This window comes from Enterobacter cloacae complex sp. SHL012, assembly GCF_049237505.1.
In the GTDB taxonomy this organism is placed as follows: Bacteria; Pseudomonadota; Gammaproteobacteria; order Enterobacterales; family Enterobacteriaceae; genus Enterobacter; species Enterobacter kobei.
Genome location: NZ_JBMKIZ010000001.1, coordinates 262,276 through 282,126 on the forward strand (window position 1 = coordinate 262,276; position 19,851 = coordinate 282,126).

Here is a 19,851-nt window from a genome sequence, read left to right on the forward strand (position 1 = left end):
GAAGAGAGCCGCCCGTCGAAACGGGCAGCAGGGAGGTTTATTTCAGGCTGTTTTTAAAGAATTGTTCAAACTGTGCGAATGGGATCTTCCCGGCAGCATTGTCGTAGAGATCGACATGGTTTGCGCCCGGGACAATCACCAGTTCTTTCTGCTTGCTGCCGACCGCGTTAAACGCATCTTCGGCGAAATAACGGGAGTGCGCCTTTTCGCCGGTCACGATAAGCGTCGGGATAGCGATCTCTCCGGCATAGCTCAGCAGCGGCATGTTCATGAACGAGAGCGGCATAGTTGCCGTCCATGCGCCGGTTGAGTTGACGGAACGCGCGTGGAAGCCACGCGGCATGCGGTAGTAGTCATAAAACTCTTTCAGCACCGGATTCGGGTTGGCGGGCAAGGCTTCTGGCAAAATACGTTCTGATGCGGTCACTTTGCCGTTCTCGTCAACATAAATGTCATGGCCGCCCTGTGCAAAGGTGCCGTTCCCGGCATCCTTCCAGCGCTGTTCATTCAGGTATTGCAGCACAGCATGGCGATCTGCCGAAGAATAACGATCTTTGCCGTCGCCTACGCCGTGACCCATCGCCCGGCTCATGTCATACATTACGCTGGTGGCGACAGCTTTGATGCGCGTATCCATGGATGCCGCATTCAGCGCCATACCGCCCCAGCCGCAGATCCCAAGGATGCCAATGCGGTTACGGTCGACCTCTTTCTGCACGCCCAGGAAATCAACCGCGGCGCTAAAGTCTTCGGTGTTGACGTCCGGTGACGCGACGTTGCGCGGCTGACCGCCACTTTCGCCCGTCCAGGAAGGGTCGAACGCCAGGGTTACAAACCCTTTTTCCGCCAGAGTCTGCGCGTAGAGACCGCTGGACTGCTCTTTGACCGCGCCAAATGGCCCGCTGACGGCAATCGCTGCCAGCTTACGGTCGCCACGGTTTTTAGGAAGATAGAGATCGCCTACCAGGGTAATACCGTAACGGTTCTGGAAGGAGACCTTACGGTGGTCAACCCGGTCACTTTTGGCAAAGGTTTTGTCCCAGGTTGTGACCATCGAGACGGGGGCGTTAGGATTGGTGGCTTCTGCATAACTCATGGTTGTCACTCCACTTAATGATGCGCATAGCAGCATCGCAACAGACAGTTTTTGGGTGAATATTTTCATGTATCGATACCCTGCGGTGTTGTGTTGCGGCCATTATAGTTAGCAGAATGAGTGCTGATTAGAGGCCATAATCTGCTAGAATTAATATCAAATTGTTATGAATTGCGGGGCGTAATGGCGAAGCGAGAAAACTACAATGAGCTGTATCTGTTTATGCAGGTGGTGCGGGAGGGAAGTTTCACCGCGGCTGCGCAGCGGCTTGGGCTGGCGCAATCCGGGGTGAGCCGCTCGGTGCGCGAGCTGGAGGAGCGGTTGGGCGTCCAGCTTCTCGTTCGCACCACGCGTAAGCTGTCGTTAACCCACGCCGGAGAGCAGCTCTATCAGACAGCCGAATCCGCGTTCGATGCACTTGATTCGGGTCTGGCGACCCTCGCACATTATCGTCAGACACCGTCCGGCACGGTGCGCATTAACGCCAGTCAGCACGCCATCGACAAATGCCTGCTGCCAAAGCTCGCCATTTTTAAACAGCGTTACCCGGATATCAGGCTGGAACTCATAAATGAGAGCCGCTTCGTCGACATCATCACCGAGCGGTTTGATGCGGGTGTCAGGCTGGGAGCTGAGGTCAGTCAGGGAATGATTGCGGTGCGCATCACGCCCGATATGGAAATGGCCGTAGTGGCTGCACCGGGGCACTTCAGGCGTTATGGCTTTCCCCAGACGCCAGCTGATTTAGTGGCGCATCCCTGCATTGCCTATCAGTTTGCTGATGGAAGTGATTATCAGTGGGAACTGGTCGAGGACGGGAAAAAAATCACCCATCGGCCAGAAGGGCAGTGGGCATTGTCAGACAGCTATATGGAAGCCGAAGCCGCCCGTCTTGGGCTTGGGCTGGCTTATGTTCCGCTTGAGCTGGTGGCTGATGATCTTGAAAAAGGAGCGCTTATCCGCGTATTGCAGCGCTATAGCCTGCGCATGGACGGGCTGTATCTTTATTATCCGCACCGCAACGTATCGCCGGCTTTGAGGGCAGTTATTGATACGCTGAAAATGTGATTTCTGTGAACGTGTTTTTTCTTCGACATGTGAACGACAGGCCCCTGCTTGCTTAAGTCAGGAAAAAAACTTAGGCTAACATCAAGATCTGCTTGCTCAACAAAGGCTTAAAAATGGAAAAAATAATCCCGGAATATACGGCTGTTGATTTATCCCGTTGGGCAAGAAAGGAGCATTTTGAGGTATTTCAGGGGTTTGCTCAATCGACGTTTAACCAGACTGTGTTGGTCGATATTACCGTGCTGCTAAGCCATATTAAAAACGTTGGCTGGAAGTTTTATCCGACGATTATTTTTCTCGTTGCTAAAGTCGTTAACCGTCACCCAGAATTCCGTATGGCCATGAAGGACAATGAGCTTGTCATATGGAATGAAATTCATCCAAATTATACGATTTTCCATAATGAAACAGAGACCTTTTCATCATTATGGAGTCATTACGATGGCGATATACAGCACTTTCAGAAAACCTATTCTGAAGACATGGCTCGCTATGGCGATAAACTTGCGTATTGGCCAAAAGAAGAATCCAGGGAAAATATCTTTTTTATATCCGGCATTCCGTGGGTAAGTTTTACGAGCTTTAGCGTTAGCGTGTCTAATATGAAAAACTTTTTTGCCCCTATGTTTACGCTTGGAAAATATTACGAGCAAGAGGGCAGGGTATTATTACCTCTCGCCGTTCAGGTACATCATTCTGTCTGCGATGGTTTCCATGTGGCAAGGTTTTTTAATGAGTTACAAGAGGTCTGCGATGCGTTACCACAGCAGACCGGGCAACAGGAATGATGATGTGGCCATCAGGCCGCTTTAACCGCCCTGATTTTTTTACTGTCAGCTGCACCTGACTCGGTTTTATCGTCAGCAGGGGTATCAAGAGCCGGGAGCTTACTGGTTCGCAAAATATGCTGCACGGCATCTTTCTGCTCGGCGAGATACAGACCAAGATCTTCAGCCTGCGTTTCATCCATCTGCATTCCGCTTTGCAAAAGCCAGTCGGTAAACGCCTCTGCCATATCAAGCAGTTTGTCGTGAGCGTCAGCCTCTTTCTTACTGGCAAATGTCATTTTCTCTTCACCTTTTCTTACGACAACATATTTTGTTTCAACAGCCATCACGCACCTCTCATACTGTATTTATGTACAGTATAACAGAGGCCGGAAAAAGTTGCAGCAAAATGTGCGTTACGTGTGCGCCTGCTGGGTTTCACGGCAGGCCACACTGCGCCGCCATGCGCCTGGAGCCTGGCCATATTGCCGTTTAAAACTGCGGTTGAAGGATTGCTGAGAGTCAAAACCCAACGCGATCGCCACGTTCAGAATCGGTTCGTCGCTGTGGGTTAAGCGCTCAACGGATTTTTGCAGCTTTTGCGCGCGAATGTATCCGGCGAGAGGGTAGCCCGTATGTTCTTTAAACAGTCGCTGAAGGTGCCATTTCGAATAGCCGGAGCGCCTGGCGACGGACTCAATATCCAGACGGCTATCAAGGTTGTTGTCGATCCAGTCGAGTAAATCATGCATAAATGCGCCCGTGTTCATCGGGTTACCTCCACGCAGCCTGTTAAATGGTATCTTTATCTGTTGCATTTAAAGTTGGCGCGTTTTTGCAGTAATTGCAAGTTTTATTGTTGCATTTAAATCCTTACCTGAAACGGGCCTTTTTAACATCCGACCGAATAGCACATAAAGTGCAACAATTATTCTTGCACTTAGTTAAGCGCCTTCCTACAATCGCCGCGAATAGTGTATTCGCAACTGTTACAGTTTTGTGGCGATGAACGACACAAATGGCCTTAAGCCAGCCCGGACAAAGGAAGTGGCGCGGTGCCTCCTGCCGCGTCTTGCCCGGCGGCTACAATTACCGGAATAAAAATAATGAGCCTGCAAAAAACCTGGGGAAACGAACCTCTGCATGCGCTGGGAGCGATATTGCTCTCCCTGTTGCTTGTCGGATGTGATAACAGCGTCGCGCAAAATGCTGCACCCCCTGCGCCCGCCGTCAATGCTGCTGATGTGGTTGTGAAATCCATTAGTCAGTGGGATAGCTTTAACGGCCGGATCGAAGCCGTGGAGAGCGTTCAGCTTCGCCCCCGCGTCTCTGGCTATATCGACAAAGTGAATTTCACCGACGGCCAGGAGGTGAAAAAGGGTGAGGTGCTGTTCACGATTGATGACAGAACCTATCGTGCCGCGCTGGAGCAGGCGCAGGCGACGCTGGAGAGAGCCAAAACGCAGGCCAGCCTGGCCCGAAGCGAGGCTAACCGTACCGATAAACTCATCAATACCAACCTGGTATCCCGTGAAGAGTGGGAGCAGCGCCGTGCGGCCGCCATTCAGGCGCAGGCCGATATTCGCGCCGCGCAGGCTGCGGTAGACGCCGCGCAGCTTAACCTCGATTTCACGAAAGTAACGGCACCGATTGATGGCCGCGCCAGCCGCGCGTTGATCACCAGCGGTAATCTGGTCACGGCGGGCGACAGCGCCAGCGTGCTGACAACGCTGGTCTCGCAGAAGACGGTGTACGTCTACTTTGACGTGGATGAGTCAACCTACCTCCACTATCAAAACCTCGCCCGCAGCGGGCAGGGGGCGTCCAGCAATCACACTGCACTACCGGTTGAAATTGGCCTGGCGGGTGAGGAAGGGTATCCCCATCAGGGCAAAGTGGATTTCCTGGATAATCAGCTGGCGCCGAGTACCGGTACGATCCGTATGCGCGCGCTGCTGGATAACGCGCAGCGTCAGTTCACGCCGGGCCTTTTCGCTCGCGTTCGCCTGCCGGGCAGCGCTGAATTCCAGGCCACGCTTATTGACGACAAAGCGGTGCTGACCGATCAGGATCGCAAATATGTTTATATCGTGGATAAAGAGGGCAAAGCACAGCGACGCGATATTACGCCAGGGCGCCTGGCGGACGGCTTACGCATCGTGCAGCAGGGGCTGAAACCCGGCGATAAAGTCATCGTCGATGGTTTACAAAAAGTGTTTATGCCGGGTATGCCGGTTAACGCGAAAACCGTCGCCATGACCGCCAGCACCGCCCTCAACTGATCATCTGACCTGAGAATCCTACCCATGGACTTTTCCCGCTTTTTTATCGACAGGCCGATTTTCGCTGCCGTCCTGTCGATTCTGATTTTTATCACAGGATTAATCGCCATCCCGCTGTTGCCGGTGAGCGAATACCCTGATGTCGTACCGCCAAGCGTGCAGGTGCGCGCGGAGTACCCGGGCGCCAACCCGAAAGTGATTGCTGAGACCGTGGCGACGCCGCTGGAAGAGGCGATCAACGGCGTTGAGAACATGATGTACATGAAATCCGTCGCGGGTTCTGATGGCGTGCTGGTGACGACCGTCACTTTCCGTCCGGGAACCGACCCGGATCAGGCGCAGGTTCAGGTACAAAACCGCGTGGCGCAGGCCGAGGCGCGTCTGCCGGAGGATGTGCGCCGTCTGGGCATCACGACGCAGAAACAGTCTCCTACGCTGACCCTGGTGGTGCATCTGTTTTCGCCTGGCGGTAAATACGACTCTCTGTATATGCGCAACTACGCCACGCTGAAAGTGAAGGACGAACTGGCGCGTCTGCCCGGTGTCGGCCAGATCCAGATTTTTGGCTCAGGCGAATACGCGATGCGCGTCTGGCTGGATCCCAATAAAGTAGCGGCGCGCGGGCTGACCGCCTCGGATGTCGTCACGGCGATGCAGGAGCAAAACGTGCAGGTGTCGGCCGGGCAGCTGGGCGCCGAGCCGCTGCCGAAGGAGAGCGATTTCCTGATCTCCATTAACGCCCAGGGGCGTCTGCATACCGAAGAAGAGTTTGGCAATATCATTCTCAAAACGTCTCAGGACGGGTCGCTGGTACGCCTGCGCGACGTGGCGCGTATTGAAATGGGATCGGGCAGCTATGCGTTGCGTTCGCAGCTTAACAATAAAGACGCGGTCGGGATCGGTATCTTCCAGTCTCCTGGCGCAAACGCCATCGATCTGTCTAACGCGGTGCGCGCTAAAATGGCGGAACTGTCCACCCGTTTCCCGGAAGATATGAAGTGGGCGGCACCTTACGATCCGACGGTATTCGTGCGCGATTCCATCCGTGCGGTGGTGCAAACGCTGCTGGAAGCGGTAGTGCTGGTCGTGCTGGTAGTGATCCTCTTCCTGCAAACCTGGCGTGCGTCGATCATTCCGCTGATCGCGGTGCCGGTTTCGGTCGTGGGGACGTTCAGCGTTCTCTACCTGCTGGGCTTTTCGCTTAATACCCTGAGTTTGTTCGGGCTGGTATTGGCTATCGGTATCGTGGTGGATGATGCCATCGTGGTGGTGGAAAACGTCGAGCGAAATATCGAAGAGGGGCTTGCTCCGCTTGCGGCAGCGCATCAGGCGATGCGTGAAGTGTCCGGGCCGATTATCGCGATTGCGCTGGTATTGTGCGCGGTGTTTGTGCCGATGGCGTTCCTTTCTGGCGTCACCGGCCAGTTCTACAAACAGTTTGCGGTAACGATTGCCATTTCGACGGTGATCTCCGCTATCAACTCGCTGACGCTCTCGCCAGCGCTGGCTGCTCTGCTGTTAAAACCGCACGGCGCACCGAAAGATTTCCCGACCCGGCTTATCGATCGTCTGTTCGGCTGGATTTTCCGACCGTTTAACCGCTTTTTCCATCGTAGCTCGACTGGCTATCAGGGGCTGGTGGGTAAAACGCTCGGCCGACGTGGCGCGGTGTTTGTGGTGTATCTGCTGCTGCTGTGTGCCGCAGGCGTCATGTTTAAAGCGGTTCCCGGTGGCTTTATTCCGACACAGGATAAGCTGTACCTGATTGGTGGCGTGAAAATGCCCGAAGGCTCGTCGCTGGCGCGTACTGATGCGGTGATCCGCAAAATGAGCGAAATCGGGATGAATACCGAAGGCGTGGACTATGCGGTTGCTTTCCCGGGTCTGAATGCGCTGCAGTTCACCAATACGCCGAACACCGGGACGGTCTTCTTTGGCCTGAAGCCGTTCGACCAGCGTAAACACAGTGCTGCGGAAATTAACGCTGAAATCAATGCGAAAATTGCGCAAATCCAGCAGGGCTTTGGCTTCTCCATTCTGCCGCCGCCGATTTTGGGGCTGGGGCAGGGGTCGGGTTATTCCCTGTACATTCAGGATCGTGCCGGTCTTGGCTATGGCGCATTGCAGAACGCGGTGAATACCATGTCCGGTGCGATTATGCAGACGCCGGGGATGCATTTCCCGATCTCGACCTACCAGGCCAACGTTCCACAGCTGGACGTGCAGGTTGACCGTGACAAGGCGAAAGCGCAGGGCGTGTCGCTGACCGATCTGTTCGGTACGCTGCAAACCTATCTGGGCTCGTCTTATGTGAATGACTTCAACCAGTTCGGGCGTACCTGGCGTGTAATGGCGCAGGCCGACGGACCGTACCGCGAGAGCGTGGAGGATATTGCGAACTTACGTACCCGTAATAACCAGGGTGAAATGGTGCCGATTGGCAGTATGGTTAAGATCAGCACCACCTACGGGCCGGATCCGGTGATCCGCTACAATGGCTACCCGGCGGCTGACCTGATTGGCGATGCCGACCCGCGCGTACTCTCCTCTGCCCAGGCGATGACGCAGCTGGAAGGTATGTCTAAGCAGATATTGCCGAACGGAATGAATATTGAATGGACGGATCTGAGCTTCCAGCAGGCGACACAAGGTAATACGGCGCTGATCGTCTTCCCGGTCGCGGTGCTGCTGGCCTCCCTGGTGCTGGCGGCACTGTATGAAAGCTGGACGCTGCCGCTGGCGGTGATCCTTATCGTGCCGATGACAATGTTGTCCGCGCTGTTTGGCGTCTGGCTGACCGGTGGCGATAACAATGTGTTCGTGCAGGTAGGGCTGGTGGTACTGATGGGGCTGGCGTGTAAAAACGCGATTCTTATCGTGGAGTTTGCCCGCGAGCTGGAAATTCAGGGCAAAGGTATCATGGAAGCCGCGCTGGAGGCCTGCCGCCTGCGTTTACGCCCGATTGTGATGACCTCCATTGCCTTCATCGCCGGAACCATTCCGCTGATCCTTGGCCACGGCGCGGGCGCAGAAGTGCGCGGTGTCACCGGGATTACGGTCTTCTCCGGGATGCTGGGCGTCACGTTGTTTGGTCTGTTCCTGACGCCGGTGTTTTACGTGACGCTGCGTAAATTCGTTACGCGCGGTAAAGAGGAAAGGGAGGTTCTGCCTGCATAGGGATGTTGCAGAAAACAAAAAAGCGCCTTCACAGTAAGGCGCTTTTTTTCACATCAGATCAATCGTTAAAACGTTTCTTTATACTGGGCCATAAGCTCAGGTACCGGATCACAGCCGCTGCTATCGGCTTTTTTGACCTCTTCCAGCGCGCTTGCCACGGTGTGTCGGGCTAATACCGCCAGCGAAGCCTGCTCAGCTTCTTCGGATACCGATTTAAAGTACCAGCAGGCGTTAGCGCTGACCACACAGCGAGCCGGTACGTCAGGACGCGACGCCCACAGCTTTTTATCTTCAGTGACCGAAAGGTAGATGTCACGCAGGGTGATCTCTTCCGGCGGGCGCCCAAGATGAATGGAGCCGTTGCGGCCAAGCGTGGAGACGATAATTCCGTCACGCGTAAGGGGAACCATCAATTTGCGGATAAAGCTCGGGTTGGCTTCCAGGCCGTAGGCCAGAACGCCACTCGTCGAACGTTTACCTAATTGCTCCGCCATCGCTACGCTGAGGACCATCTGCAAAGCTGTCGGGAAGCGGTAATCTAACATTTCTCTGTCCTGGGTCGCGGTGAATCTTGTTCTTTTTGGCACCGCAGAGGTGAATAAGCAATAAACAACAATATAACAAATAGGGTAATTTTTTTGAAGCAATCTGCGGCATTTGCGATCAAACACCCTGTTCTGGTTTAGCTAAACGTGCGGTTCGGGAAGGCAACCGTCACCAGGAGGCCACCTTCTGCGGACGCACTCAGGGCTGTACTTCACGGCATTTTCAATGAGATTGTCTATCAGCGATATCAAACTTTGCCTGACGCCGCTAATCCGGATGTTCTCCTCGGCGAAGAATTCCAGTTTAATTCTGCGTGCTGAGGCTAACGGTTCCAGCTCGGCCATTCGCTCCGGTATGAGCGACGTTAGCGGCATGGACTCCTTCGCGGCGTCAATGCGCGCCTCACTGTGCTGTGGTACGGCTTTTAAGGGGGAGAGATCGTCAGGTGTGCGTAAAATGCGGAGCGCTGGCGCTGACAGGCAGTTAGGGCTCCAGCAAGTATATGCAAACGTTTATGGCGTGAGCGATGCCCAGTCGGCGGCATCGGGGTTTGCCCGACATGACGCCGGTGCATGGATTTACGCCTGGTCGATGGATCTTGACTGGAACCACAAGCTCACCGCCCGCTGGAGCGTGCTTGCCGCAGCGGGCGTAACGCAGTTGACGGGAGAGGCAGGCGATAACCCGATTGTGCAACGAAAAACGTCGCCCACGGGGAGTTTGCAAGTGACGTATCTTATCTCATTAATACCTGAAACAGCTGAACAAAGATATATATTGTCGCTGCCACTTGTATCGTCCGGAACCCCCATCTGAAATAGCGCCATTCATGGCGTTCTCTGGCATCAGCTGCTTCAATAGCGGGGTCAGAACATTTTCTTTTCCTGGCCCTGAATGCACTGATTATCCACAAGATGAGAAGAAAGATGACGATGGTTTTCTCAAGGATTGGATTACCCACAAAATGTGACTCCGTCCTGCCCGCGGTTACAAGCAGGATGGATGAACTACCTTCACATAGCAACCACTAAATGTAGGGTTAATATTCGTTTTCGCTCTGGTGGATTTGCAGTGATTCCGTCACGAGATGTTTTACTCGTAAAATTCGACTTATATTTTGCCAAGCAAAATATTCAACATCCGGCGCAACGGTTCTGCCGCCCCCCATAATAGCTGATCGCCCACCGTCAGAACCGAGTAAATAGGGTCATTATTCAGGGACATTTTTTTGTAACGGCCAACGCCAACCTGTAGCGAACCGCTGATGTAAGCTGGGGTCAATCGACTGACACTTTCATCCTTGTTATTGGGTACGTAGTTAACCCAGGGGTGGGAATGCGTTACTAAGCTTGCGAATTCTTTTTCGCTGACTTCACGCTTGAGCTTCAGGGTGATGGCAGCACTATGGCACCGGATCACGCCGACACGAATACACAAACCGTTTACCGGGATTGTACCTGGAGAAAGCCCAAGAATCTTGTTCGTTTCTGCCTCACCTTTCCACTCTTCGCGGCTATTCCCATCGCCTAAATCGCTATCAATCCATGGAATGATGCTGCCCATAAGAGGTACGCCGAAATTCTGGATGGGCATGTCAGCACTGTTAATAAGCTCACTGACTTTATTGACTAAAGGAAGCACCGATCCTGATGACATGAGTTCATCTGAGGATAAATGCTGGCTGATATATGCGCTTTGAGCGATTAATTCTCTAACATATTTAGCCCCTGCACCTGATGCAGACTGATACGTCATTACGCTCATCCATTCGATTAAGTCAGCCTTTATCAGTCCAGCAAGCCCCATAAGACTCAGGGTGATGGAGCAGTTGCCACCAACAAAAAGTTTAATTCCTTCTTTGATTGCACGATCAATATTAGAACGATTGACGGGGTCGAGAATAATAGAGGCTTTCTCATCCATCCGTAACGCTGAGGCCGCATCAATCCAGTAGCCTTTCCAGCCATGATCAATCAAATCAGGATATATTGCTTTAGTATAATCACCGCCCTGACAGGTTATAATGATATCCATTTCGGACAGGGCATTGATTGAATTAGCATCTTTTAGCGTATAGCCGACGCCACCAATGACAGGACCGGCGGCACCTGCACTTGAAGTACTGTAAAAATGCACAGAAATACCGTCGAAGTCGTTCTCTTCGACCATTCGCTGTAACAAAACAGAACCTACCATTCCTCGCCAACCGACGATGCCAACCTGCTTCATTTGCTTAACCTTCGTAATGTTATGATATTGTTAATTTGTGTTCGGGGGACGTTATATCGCATCTAAAGTTGAAGGTCATTACGTATGGCATCAGATTTAATCATTATTAAAATGTTTCATACGGCATCAGTGATTTTTATAGCTAAACCAGGCAAAAAATTCGCAATCACCTGGTATTAAATAAATAATCATAGGCTGGCGCGTCATACATAAGTAATGAGCGTTAAGCATTTAGAGCAATTGCGGACATACGAGCCACGCATATTACGTCGCTTTCATTAAGGGCTAAGAAGGGCTCTGAATGGTTAAGGTTGAGGAAATAAAAATGAGGAATTCGCCTGCCTGGATGAAGAGGTTTATCTGTTATCTTTTTTTAAAAAATCCGCTTCCGGCACAAGCAAGACCGCAAGCGGACAATCTCAACACCTCATCACATCCCTTAGCGATACAGCGTCTTTTCCGCAACAGGGATAACCAGCGCGGATCGCCAGTCCGCCAGCGTCAGCTGCGCAAGCCTGCCCAGCGCGGTGTAAAACGGATGACCCGCATTGTCGACAAATACCGACAGGAAGCGGGTACTCCACGGCAGCAGGTGCCACGCCAGGAGCTGGTCGCACTCCGAATCGCGGCCATTCTCAATCAGCCACGCCGCCAGCAGCAGCAGGGTACCGAAATGATCTTCCGGTTCGTTCTGCTGCATCTCAAAAGCAATGCCGTTTTCACGCATCCACTGGCGCAGCGCAAGGGTTGAGTCACCAAACAGCACGGATTCGCGATCCAGCCAGACGGAACCCCACGGCGGAGCGGGCAGGGCATAAGGGCCAATAAACAACCGTTGCCAGGCGTCCGTCAGCGGCTCATCGGAAGACGTGGCAAAGGTATCGGCAACGGGCTGCAGCGTTTCCGGAGACAGGGGCCAGTCCTGAACCCATTCGCCGGCGATAAGGGCCTGCACCAGGGGCGCAGTCTGCTCGCTGTCAGGAGCGAAATAAAACAGCGCGCCCAGCACCCGGGCGCTGAACGCGAACGATTCACGCTGTAAGACGTCTTTCATTAAACCTTCCTTGCTTGCGCGGGGCACGCCCGCGCGACTGTGTTAATCAGTAATACACACCATAGAATAAACCACGGCCATCCGTTTCACCCCTTATACCTTCTCAATCTGTACCAGGTTGGTGTGCTGCGGGTTGCCCTTGGCCAGCGGAGACGGGCGATGGGTCGTCAGTGTGTTGATGCAGGAGCCGTGGTCGATACGATCGCCATCCATATTGGCGTCATGCCAGGCGCCCTGGCCCATGGCACTCACGCCGGGCATGATGCGAGGCGTGACTTTCGCTTCAATTCTCACCTCACCGCGATCGTTAAACACGCGCACCGTATCGCCGTTCTTAATGCCGCGTTTTTCGGCATCGAGAGGATTAAGCCAGACCTCCTGGCGGCAGGCCGCTTTCAGCACGTCAACGTTACCGTAGCTAGAGTGGGTACGGGCTTTGAAATGGAAGCCAAACAGCTGCAGAGGATACTGCGCGCGCGCGGGGGCATCCCAACCGTCAAATGTTGAGGCATAGACGGGAAGAGGGCTGATGGTTTCGTCTTTTGCCAGTTCCCAGGTCGCTGCAATTTCAGCCAGCTTACTCGAGTAAATTTCAATCTTACCCGATGGCGTTTTCAGCGGATTGGCTTCCGGGTTTTCGCGGAACTTTTTATACGCCACAAAGTGTTCGTTCGGATCTTTGCGCTTATAAATGCCCATTTTCTTCAGCTCATCATAGGACGGCAGTTGAGGGTCTTTTTCGAGCATTTTGGCATACAGATACTGCAGCCATTGCGCTTGCGTCCGTCCTTCGGTGAATTTCTGATGGATATCCTGCCCAAGACGTTTCGCCACTTCACTCATGATCCAGTAGATGGGCTTGCGTTCAAACTTCGGTGCGGTGACGGGCTGGAGGAAAATCAGGTAGCCCATGTTCCCGGCGTAATCGTTAGGAATAATATCTTCCTGCTCGACGGTCATTAAATCCGGCAACACGATATCGGCATACTTCGCTGACGACGTCATGAAATTATCGATGACGACAATCATTTCGCACTTGCTTTCATCCTGCAGGATATCGTGGGTTTTATTGATATCGGAGTGCTGGTTGATGATGGTATTACCCGCGTAGTTCCAGATGAACTTAATCGGCACATCCAGCTTATCTTTACCGCGCACCCCGTCGCGCAGGGCAGTCATTTCCGGTCCGCGGGCGATGGCGTCCGTCCAGCTAAAGCAGGAGATCTGCGTTTTGACCGGGTTTTCCGGCAGCGGCATCCGTTCGATGGTGATGGTGTACGTCGACTCACGCGCGCCGCTGTTACCGCCGTTGATCCCTACGTTGCCGGTCAGGATCGGCAGCATCGCGATGGCGCGGGACGTCAATTCGCCGTTCGCCTGACGCTGTGGACCCCAGCCCTGGCAGATATAGGCTGGCTTCGCAGAACCGATCTCCCGGGCAAGCTTAACGATGCGATCGGCCGGTATGCCCGTAATGCGCGAGGCCCACTCCGGGCTTTTCGCCGTTCCGTCATCGCCCTGGCCGAGAATATACGCTTTGTAGTGCGCGTTAGCCGGCGCGCCTTCCGGCAGCGTTTTTTCGTCGTAGCCGACGCAGTACTTGTCGAGGAAAGACTGGTCGACCAGATTTTCGTTAATCATTACCCATGCCAGACCGGCCACCAGCGCGGCATCGGTCCCTGGACGAATCGGGATCCATTCATCTTCACGTCCGGCTGCCGTGTCGGTATAGCGCGGATCGATGACAATCATACGCGCGTTGGACCGCTCGCGAGCCTGCTCAAGATAATAGGTAATCCCGCCCCCGCTCATGCGCGTTTCCGCCGGGTTGTTGCCGAACATCACCACCAGTTTGGTGTTTTCAATATCCGAGGTGCTGTTACCGTCATTGCTGCCGTAGGTGTAAGGCATTGCGCAGGCGATTTGCGCCGTGCTGTAGGTGCCGTAATGGCTCAGGAAACCGCCGTAGCAGTTCATCAGGCGCGCCACCAGCGACGCGTAAGGGGAGGAGCGGGTGATATTGCCGCCGACAATCCCGGAGGAGTAGTTGATGTACACCGCTTCATTGCCGTATCTGGCGACCACGTCTTTCAGGCTGGCGGTGATGGTGTTGAGCGCTTCATCCCAACTGATACGCTCGAACTTGCCTTCACCGCGTTTGCCCACGCGCTTCATCGGGTAGTTCAGACGGTCAGGGTGGTTGATGCGACGGCGAATAGAACGTCCGCGCAGGCAGGCGCGAACCTGGTGATTGCCGTAGATATCCTCGCCGGTGTTATCCGTTTCGACCCAGTACACCTCATCGTCGCGGACGTGCAGACGCAATGCGCAGCGGCTGCCACAGTTAACCGAGCAGGCGCCCCAGACGACTTTATCGTCAGCAGGTTTCGTGGCGCTTTGCACTGCGGCGGCAACGCGTTTCACGCCAAAAGGCAATGAGACGCTACCGGCGGCGAACGCCAGCGATCCTATCGCCGTAGATTTCACGAGTGTTCGACGGCTAATCCCGCCGTGATGTTCGATATCGGACATGGCTCACCCCACCAATGTAATTGCGTATTATTTTTCCCGAAATGATAACCGGGCTAATGGTGGGGTGAGTGTTACTGATTTAGGGGTAGTAAATATTAATCCTTATCAAATCAAAGGGGATTGAGGGGAAATTACTGCGGTTCAGTTGGCGCATTATCCTGACTGGCGGATGCCGCTCCGCTCCCTGTGCGGGTGTACAGAATTTTAAAGGTGTCGTTGGCACAATGGCCTACCACCTGTGCGTCCGGCTGATCGGCCTGATCGTTCGGCACAATGTTCAGCGTGAACCCTGACTCCGGCACGCCGTTGTTGATGATCTTCTGCTGAATATCGCTTTTCACGCGCTCGCAGGAATCGGGTGCCGCCAGGGCGGCCGTTGAAGCACTCATTAACAGCAGGGCGGTAATCCAGGGTAACCGTTTCATCTGTCGCTCCTTTTCTCTGTGTGTAGACATTAATTTTAGCAGGCTTCGTGTAAACAACTGTATTTGCTAATATGATTGGGAATAATCTCTCTGTACGGTAATCAATGTGAAGAAATATGCAGCGATAACGCTCCTGGCAGCCACTCTCGTGGGGTGTGACAACAACTCCGCACCACTGTCGTTTACGCCGGAGATGGCGAGTTTCTCGAACGAATTTGATTTTGACCCCCTGCGCGGCCCGGTTAAAGACTTTACCCAGACGCTGTTCAACGAGAAGGGCGAAGTGTCTAAACGGGTGACGGGCACCGTGTCGACAGAAGGGTGTTTCGATACGCTGGAACTGCACGACCTGGAGGCCAACACCGGCGTGGCGCTGGTGCTGGATGCGAATTACTACATTGATTCCGAAACCCAGCAGCGCAAAGTGAAGCTGCAGGGGAAATGCCAGCTGGCCGAACTGCCGTCAGCCGGGGTGACGTGGGATACCGACGATAACGGTTTCGTGGTGGCGGCGCACGGCAAAGAGATGGAAGTGAAATACCGCTATGATGCCGATGGTTACCCGTTGGGCAAAACCACCGTCTCCGGGGATCAGCATTTGTCTGTCCAGTCGACACCGTCTAAAGACGTACGCAAAAGGATGGATTACTCGGCAGTGAGTTTGTTAAACGACAAGCCGCTGGGTAACGTGAAGCAGAGCTGCGACTACGATCGACACAACAATCCGGTGAGCTGCGATCTGATCATCACCGACGACAGCGTCAAGCCCGCCGTTGAGCGCAAGTACACCATCAAAAACACGATTGAATACTACTGAGCAATGTATTGATATTATTGCACAATGTAGGCCGGGTAAGCGCAGCGCCACCCGGCAAGAAAGACGGCGCAATTGTTGATGACAGGGGGTATCATCAAACTCACTGCGCGGTTGGTTTCAGCAGGCTGGCGCCTGAGGGTTTATGCCCGGCCAGGTGCTGATGCTGGAAGATGCACATGCGGATGGTATTGCGGTATTCACCGTTGATAAAGAACTCGTGAATCAGCTCGCCTTCCACCATAAAGCCCAGCTTGCGGTAGATATGGATCGCTTTCTCGTTCTCTTTGTCCACAATCAGGTACAGCTTGTAGAGATTCAGAACGTTGAATCCGTAATCCATCGCCAGCTTCGCCGCGCGTGAGGCCAGGCCTTTCCCCTGGTGCTCAGGCGAAATGATGATCTGGAACTCTGCCCGACGGTGAACGTGGTTGATTTCAACCAGCTCCACCAGCCCGGCTTTTTCGCCGCCACACTCCACCACAAAACGACGTTCGCTCTGATCGTGAATGTGTTTGTCGTACAGATCCGACAGCTCGACAAAGGCCTCGTAAGGCTCTTCGAACCAGTAGCGCATCACGCTGGCGTTGTTGTCGAGCTGATGGACAAAGCGCAGGTCTTCACGCTCCAGCGGACGGAGCTTAACGTCACACGAAGCCGACATTATGGGGCTACCGTACGGCCAGTGCGGCGGTCCAGGCAGCGCAGGGTGTTAGGCTCCCAGTAGGCATTGACGTTTGCACTTTGCTGACACTTATCGCGTGCGTCAAAAGCGACATCTTCTTTATCCCACTCTTTTTCAGCACGTTTGTTGACCTTCTGACGAAGGCTACGGGTGTCATTCCATTGTTCTTTGTCCATGGCGGCGTTCTGGCGGCTTTGCGCGCTGTCACCAGACTCAATAATGAGTTTGCTGGTTTCGGCTGTCGCAGAGGCGGCAAAAGCGAACGATGACAGCGCCAGCAGGGCTGTCAGACAAAGGCGTTTGCTTAATGTTGTCATAGCGTTTCCTTTTAAATGGGTGCAGATAATCAAGTAACCCCTTACAGATTCTACACCAAAGAGAAAAGACGGCATACCCGCAGCGCAGGTATGGAAAAGTTAACGCCATCATCGGGTATGATGTTTAAATAAATCCTCACCTGAAGTGAAATATGCTCAAAACCACGCTGCTTTTTTTTGCCACTGCGCTCTGCGAAATCATCGGTTGCTTCCTGCCCTGGCTCTGGCTGAAGAAGGGAGGTAGCGCATTATTGCTGATCCCGGCGGGCGTCGCGCTTGCTCTTTTTGTCTGGCTGTTAACGCTGCATCCGGCGGCAAGTGGGCGCGTCTACGCGGCCTACGGCGGTGTATATGTCTGTACCGCGCTGCTGTGGTTACGCGTGGTGGACGGCGTCAGGCTTAGCGCCTATGACTGGGCCGGCGCGCTAATTGCTCTGTGCGGGATGCTAATTATCGTGGCGGGATGGGGGCGGGCCTGAGCCCCCGGTTTTGTGATCGCTCGCTGATTTCATGATCATTATACTTGTATGGTAGTATTGCAATTGAGTAAATTTCCGGCATCACAACGAACGATGTAAGGAAAGGAACTATGAAGATTGTCGCGGCTGACGTATTTGTTACCTGCCCGGGGCGGAACTTTGTCACCCTTAAAATCACCACCGATGACGGGATTGTCGGCCTCGGTGACGCTACGCTGAACGGACGCGAGCTCTCCGTCGCTTCGTACCTGAAGGATCACCTTTGCCCGCAGTTAATTGGCCGCGACGCGCACCGTATCGAAGATATCTGGCAATTCTTCTATAAAGGCGCCTACTGGCGTCGCGGACCGGTCACCATGTCGGCCATCTCCGCCGTTGATATGGCGCTCTGGGACATCAAAGCCAAAGCGGCCAATATGCCGCTCTATCAGCTGCTGGGCGGCGCCTCCCGTGAAGGCGTGATGGTCTACTGCCACACGACCGGTCACACCATTGACGACGTGCTGGAAGATTACGCGCGTCATAAAGAGATGGGCTTCAAGGCGATCCGCGTGCAGTGCGGTGTGCCGGGTATGAAAACCACCTACGGCATGTCGAAAGGAAAAGGGCTGGCCTACGAGCCTGCCACCAAAGGCGACTGGCCGGAAGAGCAGCTCTGGTCGACCGAGAAATACCTCGATTTCACACCCAAACTGTTCGACGCGGTGCGCAGTAAATTTGGCTTCAATGAACACCTCCTGCACGATATGCACCACCGTCTGACGCCCATTGAGGCGGCGCGCTTCGGTAAGAGCATCGAAGACTTCCGCATGTTCTGGATGGAAGATCCCACGCCTGCCGAAAACCAGGCCTGCTTCCGTCTTATTCGCCAGCACACCGTCACGCCCATTGCGGTGGGCGAGGTGTTTAACAGCATCTGGGACTGCAAGCAGCTTATCGAAGAGCAGCTTATCGACTATATCCGCACCACAATCACGCATGCGGGCGGCATCACCGGCATGCGTCGCATCGCTGACTTTGCGTCGCTCTACCAGGTACGTACCGGTTCGCACGGCCCGTCGGATCTGTCGCCGGTGTGTCATGCCGCCGCGCTGCATTTTGACCTGTGGGTACCGAACTTTGGCGTGCAGGAATATATGGGCTATTCCGAACAAATGCTCGACGTCTTCCCGCACAGCTGGCGCTTTGATAACGGCTATATGCACCCGGGTGACAAGCCAGGGCTGGGCATTGAGTTTGACGAGAAACTGGCGGCGAAATACCCGTACGATCCGGCGTACCTGCCGGTGGCACGTCTTGAAGACGGTACGCTGTGGAACTGGTAAACGAGGAGCGAACGATGAAAAGCATAGTCATTCAACAGCCGAACCAGCTGGTCATTGAAGCGCGTCCACGCCCGCAGCCAGGCGCAGGCGAAGTGCGCGTCAAAATCTCACTCGCCGGGATCTGCGGTTCGGACAGCCACATCTACCGCGGCCATAACCCGTTTGCGAAGTATCCGCGCGTGATTGGCCACGAGTTTTTTGGCGTGATCGATGCCGTTGGCGAGGGCGTGGATCCGTCCCGGTCAGGAGAACGCGTGTCGGTTGACCCGGTGATCAGCTGCGGACACTGCTACCCGTGCTCCGTCGGAAAACCAAACGTCTGCACCTCGCTGGTGGTGCTGGGCGTTCACCGCGACGGCGGTTTCAGCGAATATGCAACGGTACCCGCAAAAAATGCCTGGCGCATCCCGGATGCGATCCCGGATAAACACGCCGTCATGGTTGAGCCATTTACCATTGCCGCCAACGTGACGGGGCAGGCCAACCCTGGTGAACAGGACGTGGCGCTGATCTACGGCGCAGGCCCGATGGGGCTGGTCACCGTGCAGGCGCTGAAGGGCGTCTATAAGGTGAAACAGGTGATTGTGGTTGACCGCATAGACGAACGCCTGGCAATGGCCCAGCGCAGCGGCGCGGACTGGGTCTTTAATAACGGCGAGCAGTCGTTGCAGGCCGCGCTGGACGAAAAAGGCATCAAACCGACGTTAATCATTGATGCCGCCTGTCATCCGTCCATTTTACAGGAAGCGATAACCCTGGCCTCGCCGGCGGCGCGCATCGTGCTGATGGGCTTCTCCAGCGAACCGAGCCAGATTGTTCAGCAGGGCATCACCGGCAAAGAGCTGGCGATTTTCTCCTCGCGCCTGAACGCCAATAAATTCCCGGTCGTCATCGACTGGCTGACAAAAGGACTGATCGACCCGGAAAAACTGATCACCCATACCTTTGACTATCACCATGTAACAGACGCCATTGAACTGTTTGAGAAAGACCAGAGGCAGTGCTGCAAGGTCCTGCTCACGTTCAACCCAGAATAATTCACGCGGTGAAGAGCC

Annotated in this window: 19 protein-coding genes and 2 pseudogenes; 9 read left to right on the forward strand and 12 right to left on the reverse strand. The window is 54.1% G+C overall.

The window, feature by feature from the left end:
* Positions 1-37: 37 nt before the first annotated feature.
* Complete coding sequence (locus ACOTY9_RS01335; protein WP_047028290.1) at positions 38-1,165, reverse strand: alpha/beta hydrolase; 1,128 nt, start codon at positions 1,163-1,165, stop codon at positions 38-40.
* Between the two features lie 114 nt (positions 1,166-1,279).
* On the opposite strand from ACOTY9_RS01335, the gene ACOTY9_RS01340 reads away from it, so the two are divergent.
* Positions 1,280-2,164 (forward strand): LysR family transcriptional regulator, encoded by an 885-nt coding sequence (locus tag ACOTY9_RS01340; protein WP_045269514.1) that lies wholly within the window; start codon positions 1,280-1,282, stop codon positions 2,162-2,164.
* A 113-nt stretch (positions 2,165-2,277) separates the two neighbouring features.
* Complete coding sequence (gene catA, locus ACOTY9_RS01345) at positions 2,278-2,952, forward strand: type A chloramphenicol O-acetyltransferase (RefSeq protein WP_421637293.1); 675 nt, start codon at positions 2,278-2,280, stop codon at positions 2,950-2,952.
* Between the two features lie 11 nt (positions 2,953-2,963).
* Here catA and ACOTY9_RS01350 read toward each other — a convergent pair whose 3' ends face one another.
* Together ACOTY9_RS01350 and ACOTY9_RS01355 are read right to left on the reverse strand one after the other, a co-directional pair.
* Entirely contained in the window at positions 2,964-3,278 is a 315-nt protein-coding gene (locus tag ACOTY9_RS01350; protein WP_014883646.1) for a YebG family protein, read from the reverse strand.
* A 69-nt stretch (positions 3,279-3,347) separates the two neighbouring features.
* Positions 3,348-3,701, reverse strand: coding sequence for a helix-turn-helix domain-containing protein (locus ACOTY9_RS01355; protein ID WP_014883647.1), 354 nt, complete (start codon positions 3,699-3,701; stop codon positions 3,348-3,350).
* Positions 3,702-4,037: 336 nt separating this feature from the next.
* Here ACOTY9_RS01355 and ACOTY9_RS01360 point away from each other — a divergent pair, with 336 nt between their 5' ends.
* Both ACOTY9_RS01360 and oqxB read left to right on the forward strand, forming a co-directional pair.
* Positions 4,038-5,213 carry an efflux RND transporter periplasmic adaptor subunit gene (locus ACOTY9_RS01360; protein WP_047344089.1) on the forward strand — a complete coding sequence of 392 codons (1,176 nt, stop codon included), beginning with the start codon at positions 4,038-4,040 and terminating at the stop codon, positions 5,211-5,213.
* A 24-nt stretch (positions 5,214-5,237) separates the two neighbouring features.
* Positions 5,238-8,390, forward strand: a complete 3,153-nt coding sequence (oqxB, locus tag ACOTY9_RS01365; protein ID WP_348565544.1) for a multidrug efflux RND transporter permease subunit OqxB — start codon at positions 5,238-5,240, stop codon at positions 8,388-8,390.
* 65 nt (positions 8,391-8,455) lie between these two features.
* Here oqxB and ACOTY9_RS01370 read toward each other — a convergent pair whose 3' ends face one another.
* Entirely contained in the window at positions 8,456-8,935 is a 480-nt protein-coding gene (locus ACOTY9_RS01370) for an RrF2 family transcriptional regulator (RefSeq protein ID WP_023330297.1), read from the reverse strand.
* A 198-nt stretch (positions 8,936-9,133) separates the two neighbouring features.
* Positions 9,134-9,346: pseudogene (locus ACOTY9_RS01375) on the reverse strand (sensor histidine kinase); the annotation flags it as partial.
* 56 nt (positions 9,347-9,402) lie between these two features.
* On the opposite strand from ACOTY9_RS01375, the pseudogene ACOTY9_RS01380 reads away from it, so the two are divergent.
* Positions 9,403-9,671 (forward strand): annotated as a pseudogene (locus tag ACOTY9_RS01380) (MipA/OmpV family protein); the annotation flags it as partial.
* Between the two features lies 1 nt (position 9,672).
* Here the strand turns inward: ACOTY9_RS01380 and ACOTY9_RS01385 are convergent.
* The 5 genes from ACOTY9_RS01385 to ACOTY9_RS01405 all read right to left on the reverse strand — a co-directional run bounded on the left by ACOTY9_RS01385 (position 9,673) and on the right by ACOTY9_RS01405 (position 15,176).
* On the reverse strand, positions 9,673-9,897 hold the full coding sequence (locus tag ACOTY9_RS01385; RefSeq protein WP_014883667.1) for a hypothetical protein: 225 nt from the start codon (positions 9,895-9,897) through the stop codon (positions 9,673-9,675).
* Between the two features lie 149 nt (positions 9,898-10,046).
* The gene (gene asd / locus ACOTY9_RS01390; protein WP_348565543.1) at positions 10,047-11,165 is read right to left on the reverse strand and encodes an aspartate-semialdehyde dehydrogenase; all 1,119 of its coding nucleotides are present in this window, start codon (positions 11,163-11,165) and stop codon (positions 10,047-10,049) included.
* Between the two features lie 439 nt (positions 11,166-11,604).
* Positions 11,605-12,219 (reverse strand): Tat proofreading chaperone DmsD, encoded by a 615-nt coding sequence (gene dmsD, locus ACOTY9_RS01395; RefSeq protein ID WP_014883669.1) that lies wholly within the window; start codon positions 12,217-12,219, stop codon positions 11,605-11,607.
* Positions 12,220-12,312: 93 nt separating this feature from the next.
* Positions 12,313-14,751 (reverse strand): selenate/tellurate reductase subunit YnfE, encoded by a 2,439-nt coding sequence (gene ynfE, locus ACOTY9_RS01400; RefSeq protein ID WP_348565542.1) that lies wholly within the window; start codon positions 14,749-14,751, stop codon positions 12,313-12,315.
* Between the two features lie 131 nt (positions 14,752-14,882).
* Positions 14,883-15,176, reverse strand: a complete 294-nt coding sequence (locus tag ACOTY9_RS01405; protein ID WP_023330302.1) for a DUF1161 domain-containing protein — start codon at positions 15,174-15,176, stop codon at positions 14,883-14,885.
* Positions 15,177-15,282: 106 nt separating this feature from the next.
* Here ACOTY9_RS01405 and ACOTY9_RS01410 point away from each other — a divergent pair, with 106 nt between their 5' ends.
* Positions 15,283-15,993, forward strand: coding sequence for a YnfC family lipoprotein (locus ACOTY9_RS01410; RefSeq protein ID WP_348565541.1), 711 nt, complete (start codon positions 15,283-15,285; stop codon positions 15,991-15,993).
* A gap of 100 nt (positions 15,994-16,093) precedes the next feature.
* On the opposite strand, the gene speG is transcribed toward ACOTY9_RS01410, so the two are convergent.
* Both speG and ACOTY9_RS01420 read right to left on the reverse strand, forming a co-directional pair.
* Positions 16,094-16,654 carry a spermidine N1-acetyltransferase gene (speG, locus tag ACOTY9_RS01415; protein WP_014883673.1) on the reverse strand — a complete coding sequence of 187 codons (561 nt, stop codon included), beginning with the start codon at positions 16,652-16,654 and terminating at the stop codon, positions 16,094-16,096.
* The gene (locus ACOTY9_RS01420) at positions 16,654-16,992 is read right to left on the reverse strand and encodes a DUF1283 family protein (protein ID WP_008502414.1); all 339 of its coding nucleotides are present in this window, start codon (positions 16,990-16,992) and stop codon (positions 16,654-16,656) included. The genes speG and ACOTY9_RS01420 overlap by 1 nt, the downstream gene beginning before the upstream one ends.
* Before the next feature lie 152 nt (positions 16,993-17,144).
* Between ACOTY9_RS01420 and ACOTY9_RS01425 the strand changes: the two genes are divergently transcribed.
* The 3 genes from ACOTY9_RS01425 (at position 17,145) to ACOTY9_RS01435 (ending at position 19,833) form a co-directional block, all read left to right on the forward strand.
* Positions 17,145-17,471 carry a YnfA family protein gene (locus ACOTY9_RS01425; RefSeq protein WP_023330304.1) on the forward strand — a complete coding sequence of 109 codons (327 nt, stop codon included), beginning with the start codon at positions 17,145-17,147 and terminating at the stop codon, positions 17,469-17,471.
* 110 nt (positions 17,472-17,581) lie between these two features.
* Complete coding sequence (rspA, locus tag ACOTY9_RS01430) at positions 17,582-18,796, forward strand: starvation-sensing protein RspA (protein WP_014883675.1); 1,215 nt, start codon at positions 17,582-17,584, stop codon at positions 18,794-18,796.
* A gap of 14 nt (positions 18,797-18,810) precedes the next feature.
* Entirely contained in the window at positions 18,811-19,833 is a 1,023-nt protein-coding gene (locus ACOTY9_RS01435) for a Zn-dependent oxidoreductase (RefSeq protein WP_348565540.1), read from the forward strand.
* The last annotated feature ends 18 nt before the right edge of the window (positions 19,834-19,851 follow it).